Origin of the sequence: Mycobacterium sp., from assembly GCF_049281135.1 — a bacterium.
Lineage (GTDB): Bacteria > Actinomycetota > Actinomycetes > Mycobacteriales > Mycobacteriaceae > Mycobacterium.
The window spans coordinates 1-6,024 of sequence record NZ_JBAPRN010000677.1; the positions used below are offsets into that span (position 1 = coordinate 1).

Sequence of the window (6,024 nt, forward strand, 5' to 3'; positions counted from 1 at the left end):
TCACCGACCTGGGCGGGGATTCGCTGTCTGCGTTGACGTTCTCCAATTTGCTTCACGAGTTGCTGGGCGTCGAGGTGTCGGTGGGGGTGATTGTCAGTCCCGCGAGCGACCTGCGCCAGATCGCCGACTACATCGAGACCGAGCGCCGGTCGGGTTCGACGCGTCCCACCTTCGCCACCATCCACGGAAAGGGCGAAACCACCGTCTACGCAAGTGATTTGACACTGGACAGGTTCATCGACGCCGCGACCCTGACTGCGGCGACCACACTGCCGCGAGCCGCCGCGGAGCCACAGACCGTCCTGCTCACCGGCGCCAACGGGTACCTCGGTCGTTTCGTGACGCTGGAGTGGCTGGAACGGCTGTCCCGCACCGGCGGCAAGCTGATCACCATCATCCGCGGCAGCGATGCCGACGCGGCACGTGCGCGACTGGAGACGGTCTTCGACAGCGGAGACCCCGAGCTGCTCGGTCACTTCCGTGAGCTGGCCACCGAGCACCTGGAAGTCATCGTCGGCGACATCGGCGAACCCAACCTCGGCCTCGACGACGCGACCTGGCAGCGATTGGCCGAAAGCGTGGACCTGATCTCGCACGTCGGCGCGTTGGTCAATCACGTGCTGCCCTACGACCAACTGTTCGGCCCCAACGTTGTCGGTACCGCCGAGGTGATCAAGCTGGCGATCTCCTCGCGGATCAAACCGGTCACCTTCATGTCGACGGTGGCGGTCGCCATGCCGATCGCGCCCGAGAAGTTTGTCGAGGACGGCGATATCCGCGTCATCAGCCCTGCGCGCGCGATCGACGACTCGTACGCCAATGGCTACGGGAACAGCAAGTGGGCCGGGGAAGTCCTGCTGCGTGAGGCGAATGACCTGTGCGGCCTGCCGGTGGCGGTTTTCCGCTCCGACATGATCCTGGCCCACAGCCGATACGTCGGGCAGCTCAATGTGGTCGACAATTTCACCAGGCTGCTCTTGAGCCTGCTGACCACAGGTATCGCTCCCGGGTCCTTCTATCAGACCGACTCGGCGGGGAATCGGGCCAGGGCGCACTACGCCGGAGTGCCCGCCGACTTCGTCGCCGAAGCCGTCACCACGCTGGGGAAGCAGGTCACCGACGGGTTCCGTTCTTTCGATGTGGAGAATCCGCACGACGACGGCATCTCGTTGGACACCTTCGTGGATTGGCTCATCGACGCCGGCCACAAGATCCACCGGATTGGCGACTACAACGAGTGGCTCACCCGGTTTGAAACCACGCTGAAAGCGCTACCGGAGAAGCAACGACAGCGGTCGGTGCTGCCTCTGCTCGGCGCCTATCGCAAACCCGAAAAGGCGCTGCGCGGCAGCCCAACCCCCACCGAGGTTTTTCGCACCGCAGTTCAGGCGGCCAAAATCGGCGCAGACAAAGACATTCCCCACCTGTCGAGCGCACTGATCGACAAATACGTCACCGACCTGCAGCACCTGGCTCTGCTGGCGAATCACGGCTAGCCCGACGGCGCGGGTTGTGGCGGCGCGCCATCTCAATCGAGCAGCGAATTCACGTTTTGGCCAGACAGCGGTGGGCACTCGCAGCAAGATCAATCCATGACGAGCGCAAGCGCGGCGAGGCCGGACGCAGCGGGTCGTCATGCATAGACGAGTGCGATGTCGCTGAGAGCAGAGGGAAGTCCGATGGCCAAGACGAGTGCTAGCCCAGACCGAGCGGACAATTTGGCGCAGTTGTTCCTGCAGCGCGTCGAAAAGTCAGGAGACAACGAGGCCTTCCGCATCCCCGAGAACGGTGGCTGGACCTCGGTCACCTGGAACCAGGCCGCCCAGCGGGTGGAGGCGTTGGCGGCCGGCCTGCTGGCGCTCGGTGTCGAGCCTGAAGACCGAGTCGGCATCGCCTCTGCCACCCGGCTGGAATGGATCCTGGCCGACCTGGCGATCCTGTGCGCCGGAGCCGCAACGACCACCGTCTACCCGAGCACAAATGCCGAGGACACCGCTTACATCCTGGCCGACTCCGGTTCGAAGATCGTCTTCGCCGAGGACGACACCCAGCTCGAGAAGCTGAACCAGCAGCGCAGCGAGCTGCCGAATCTGACCAAGGTCGTGCTGTTCGACGGATCGTCGGACGACGACTGGGTGATCACCCTGGACGACCTGGCCGACCAGGGTGCGAAGTACCTGGCCGAGCATGCCGACTGCGTAAGCAAGGTCGCCGACGAGATCAAGCCCGAGCAGTTGGCGACGCTGATCTACACGTCCGGGACCACCGGCAAGCCGAAAGGTGTGCGACTGCGCCACGAGGCCTGGGTGTACACCGGCGGTGTGATCTCCGACATGGGTCTGCTCGACGGAAACGATCTGCAGCTGCTGTGGCTGCCTCTGGCGCACGCCTTCGGCAAGGTGCTGATCGCCACCCAGGTGGCGTGCGGTTTCGCCACCGCGATCGACGGTCGCGTCGACAAGATCGTCGAGAACTGCGGGATAGTGAAACCGACCTTCATGGGCGCCGCGCCGCGCATCTTCGAAAAGGCTTACAACAAGATCGTCACGCAGCAGAAGGGCGCCCAAGCCGTCCTTTTCGGGTGGGCGTTCGCGGTGGGTAAAGAGGTCGCCCGCCGCCGCCGCGAAGGCAAATTCGTCTGGCCCCATTTGGTGCTGCAGGAACGCCTGTTCGACCGGCTGGTGTTCGACAAGATCCGCGACGTGTTCGGGGGGCGGATCCGGTTCTTCATCTCCGGTTCCGCGCCGCTGAACCGCGATATCGCCGAATGGTTCGAAGCGGCAGGCGTTTTGATCCTCGAGGGCTACGGGCTGACCGAATCGTCGGGCGCCGGCTTCATCAACCGGCCGGACAACTACAAGCTCGGCACCGTTGGATTGCCATTCGAGGGCACCGAGGTTCGCATCAGCGACGCCGGCGAGGTGCAGTTCCGCAGCGACTGCGTGATGGCCGGCTACCACCACTTGGACGACGCCACCGCTGAGGCGCTGAAGGACGGCTGGCTGTCCACCGGGGATCAGGGCAAGCTCGACGACGACGGCTTCCTGTCCATCACCGGCCGGATCAAGGAATTGTTCAAGCTGTCCAACGGCAAATACGTCGCACCGCCGGCCATTGAGGCGAAATTCGCGACGCTATGCCCGTACGCCAGCCAGTTCATGGTGTTCGGCGAGGGCAAGAACTTCGCAGCCGCTCTGGTCACGCTCGACGAGGACTCGATCAGCGGGTGGGCCAAGGACAATGGGCTGGGCGGCAAGTCGTATCAGGACCTCACGAAATCCGACGAGGTGCACGACATGATCGACGAGCACGTCAAGAAGCTCAACGCCAGCCTGAACCGGTGGGAGACGATCAAGAAGTGGGCGGTGCTCGACCACGACCTCTCCGTCGACGGTGGCCAGTTGACACCGTCACTCAAGGTCAAGCGCGGCGTTGTCGCTGAGCAAAACAAGGAGACCTTGGATGGCTTCTACTCCTGAGCCGGTCGCCGAGCCGTCGGCTGGGCTTCCCGATGCCGCTAACGCCGCGCTACCGGGACCCCTGCTCCGCACGCTCGAGTGGCGCACCGGTCTGGAGTACGTTTCGGCTCGTCTGGCAATGCGCCGCATCGCGGGCTGGCCGCGCGGCGACGGGCATCCCGTTCTCGTGCTGCCGGGGTTCCTGGCCGGCCCCGGATCGACCGAACTGCTGCGTAACGTGTTGCGCCAGTTGAATTATCGGGTCTACGACTGGGGCCTGGGCACCAACATGGGTTATCGCGCCAGCATGACGGAAACGCTACCGGCGCGCCTGCACCACATCCGGGACCGAACCGACGGCCGCCGGGTGAGTCTCATCGGCTGGAGCGCCGGCGGTATCTACGCTCGCGAACTGGCCCGCACGCTGCCCGACGATGTCCGGTCGGTGATCACGCTGGGGTCACCGTTTCGGGGCAATCACCAGGCCAGCACCGTGTGGCGGGTATGGCGCCTGGTGAATCGTGGTGCCGACGCCAGCGAAGCCGTCTCCGAACGGGCGCTGGACCGGCGAGCCCAACCACTGTCGGTGCCGACGACCTGCATCTACAGCAAATCGGACGGCATCGTAGCCTGGCAGTGCTGCACCAGCGTGCCCGCCGCTGCAACGGAGAACATCGAGGTACGCAGCAGCCACTTGGGTTACGGCCACAACGTCCAAACGCTGTCGGTGATCGCCGACCGGCTGGCTCAACCCGAAGGCGGCTGGCAGCCGTATCGGCGCTGACTGCAACATAGAAGTCGGGATTTCGTCGATGCCGATTGTGCAGCTTGCGCACGTGGAAATGGCGAAATCACGTATTCGAGCTGCACAGTCGCCACGCTCGCGCACCAAGTGACCCACCCGCGCGAGGTGTCGGGCTGGCCAATACCGCCGCTACAGACGGTGAACAGGGTACGAAAACCACTCTCGGTAAAGCGGATTGACGGGTGGTCGATTGCCCGGCCGATCCGGGCTGCGAGATGATCGGGAGATGGTCGACATCGATTTTTCGCTGCTGGACGTGCCACGGTCAGCGCCGGTGGATGACCCGGAGGCGTTTTTGCGGACCGCGATCGCCTGGCACTTCGGCGAGGAAACCGGCAGCGCGTTCTGGCTGCGGACGGCCCGCACGCTGGACTTCAACCCGCTGACCGACATCAACACCTTCACCGATCTACGACTGTTTCCAAATCTTTTGAGTGAATTGCGAACCGAGGCCGTCGAAGACCTGATTCCGCGTGGGTACGGATCACCGCCGCCGGTGCCTCAGATCTTCGAATCCGGTGGTACCACAGGCGCACCGAAAAGGACTGTCCAGCTGCCGGATTGGGTAGCCCAGATCGTCGAGTGGCAGACCGAGGATTTCGCCGGCGGCGGCTTCCTGCGTGGCCGCGGCTTCCTGTGCATGATGCCGAGCGGGCCGCACGGCGTGGGCTACTTCTCTCGCCTGGTCTCCGAGCGGCTCGGCTCGACCTTTCACGCCATCGACCTGGACCCACGATGGGTCAAGAAGATCACTGCCCGCAACGCCGCTTCGGAGGTGGCGGCCTACGTCGACCATCTCGTCGAGCAGGCCGTTCATGTGCTGCAGACCCAGCGCATCGCGAACCTGCACACCACGCCACCGCTGCTCGAGGCCATGGCCCGCAATGACGACGTGGTCAACCTGATGAACGAGAAGATCGGCTTCATGCTGCTCAGCGGTGCGCACGTGGACGTCGACACGCTGGATCTGCTGAGCGGGATCTTCCCGAAGACGACGATCACGATGGCGTTTGGCAGCACGATGATTCTTTCCCAGGCGATCACCCGCCGCCGCGACGACGACCCGTTCGTCTTCCACCCACGCAGTCCGTACGCAACCTTCTGGGTCATGGATCCCGATAGCGGCGACGAAGTGCCGTACGGCCACCGCGGCCAGGTGGTGATGAATCACATCAGCAAGGGCATGTTCCTGCCGAACAATCTGGAACGCGACAGTGCCATCCGGATGCCGGGACTCCCCGGTCAGGTCGGCGATTCGGTTAGCGAGGTGCGGCCCGTCGCCTCCTTCGAGGGCGAACCGGTCATCGAAGGCGTTTACTGAGATGGCCTCCGACGCAACGGATCTGATCGCCATCGATGCGCTGGGCCCCGACGGGGCCTACCGGACCCGCAACCGCGAACCGGTCATGACCACCGATGGCGTCGCCGTCGCCGAACTCAGCATGGCGCCATCGCTGTACGTCACGCGCGCCATCAGCGCTCAACGCGGTGTCCGGCCGCTGCCCGCGCGCGAACGGGACGCCGCGTTGGGCAAGGCCGCCGATGCTTTTGCCAATGGGGTGATCGCCGGGCTGGACTTCGACGCCTACATCGTTGCGGCCAGCCGGATTTCGGGCGTGCCGATCTCGGTGACCCGGGCCGGCGCCCGCAGCGTTGCCGACGGTGTCGCATCGGCTTTCGGCGCGGTGCACGCGGCCCGGCCGTCGGGAGCGGTGCTCGACTGGCGTGACGGGCGCGCGGGCGGCGCGGTGTGGGCCCGGC

Annotated in this window: 4 protein-coding genes and 1 pseudogene; all 5 read left to right on the plus strand. The window is 64.7% G+C overall.

Going from position 1 to position 6,024, the window contains the following annotated elements:
• The coding region (locus tag WAN02_RS27285) for a thioester reductase domain-containing protein (RefSeq protein ID WP_422268273.1) at window positions 1–1,496 on the plus strand (1,496 nt) is incomplete at its 5' end.
• A 183-nt stretch (window positions 1,497–1,679) separates the two neighbouring features.
• On the plus strand, window positions 1,680–3,479 hold the full coding sequence (locus tag WAN02_RS27290; protein ID WP_422268275.1) for an AMP-dependent synthetase/ligase: 1,800 nt from the start codon (window positions 1,680–1,682) through the stop codon (window positions 3,477–3,479).
• Window positions 3,463–4,242 (plus strand): esterase/lipase family protein, encoded by a 780-nt coding sequence (locus tag WAN02_RS27295; protein ID WP_422268277.1) that lies wholly within the window; start codon window positions 3,463–3,465, stop codon window positions 4,240–4,242. The genes WAN02_RS27290 and WAN02_RS27295 overlap by 17 nt, the downstream gene beginning before the upstream one ends.
• Before the next feature lie 247 nt (window positions 4,243–4,489).
• Complete coding sequence (locus tag WAN02_RS27300; protein ID WP_422268279.1) at window positions 4,490–5,584, plus strand: phenazine antibiotic biosynthesis protein; 1,095 nt, start codon at window positions 4,490–4,492, stop codon at window positions 5,582–5,584.
• A 1-nt stretch (window position 5,585) separates the two neighbouring features.
• Window positions 5,586–6,024, plus strand: a pseudogene (locus tag WAN02_RS27305) (aldehyde dehydrogenase); the annotation flags it as partial.

Coding starts and splice junctions, on each gene's coding strand:
- WAN02_RS27290 (WP_422268275.1), top strand. CDS start 1,680: ATGGCCAAGACGAGTGCTAGCCCAGACCGAGCGGACAATTTGGCGCAG.
- WAN02_RS27295 (WP_422268277.1), top strand. CDS start 3,463: ATGGCTTCTACTCCTGAGCCGGTCGCCGAGCCGTCGGCTGGGCTTCCC.
- WAN02_RS27300 (WP_422268279.1), top strand. CDS start 4,490: ATGGTCGACATCGATTTTTCGCTGCTGGACGTGCCACGGTCAGCGCCG.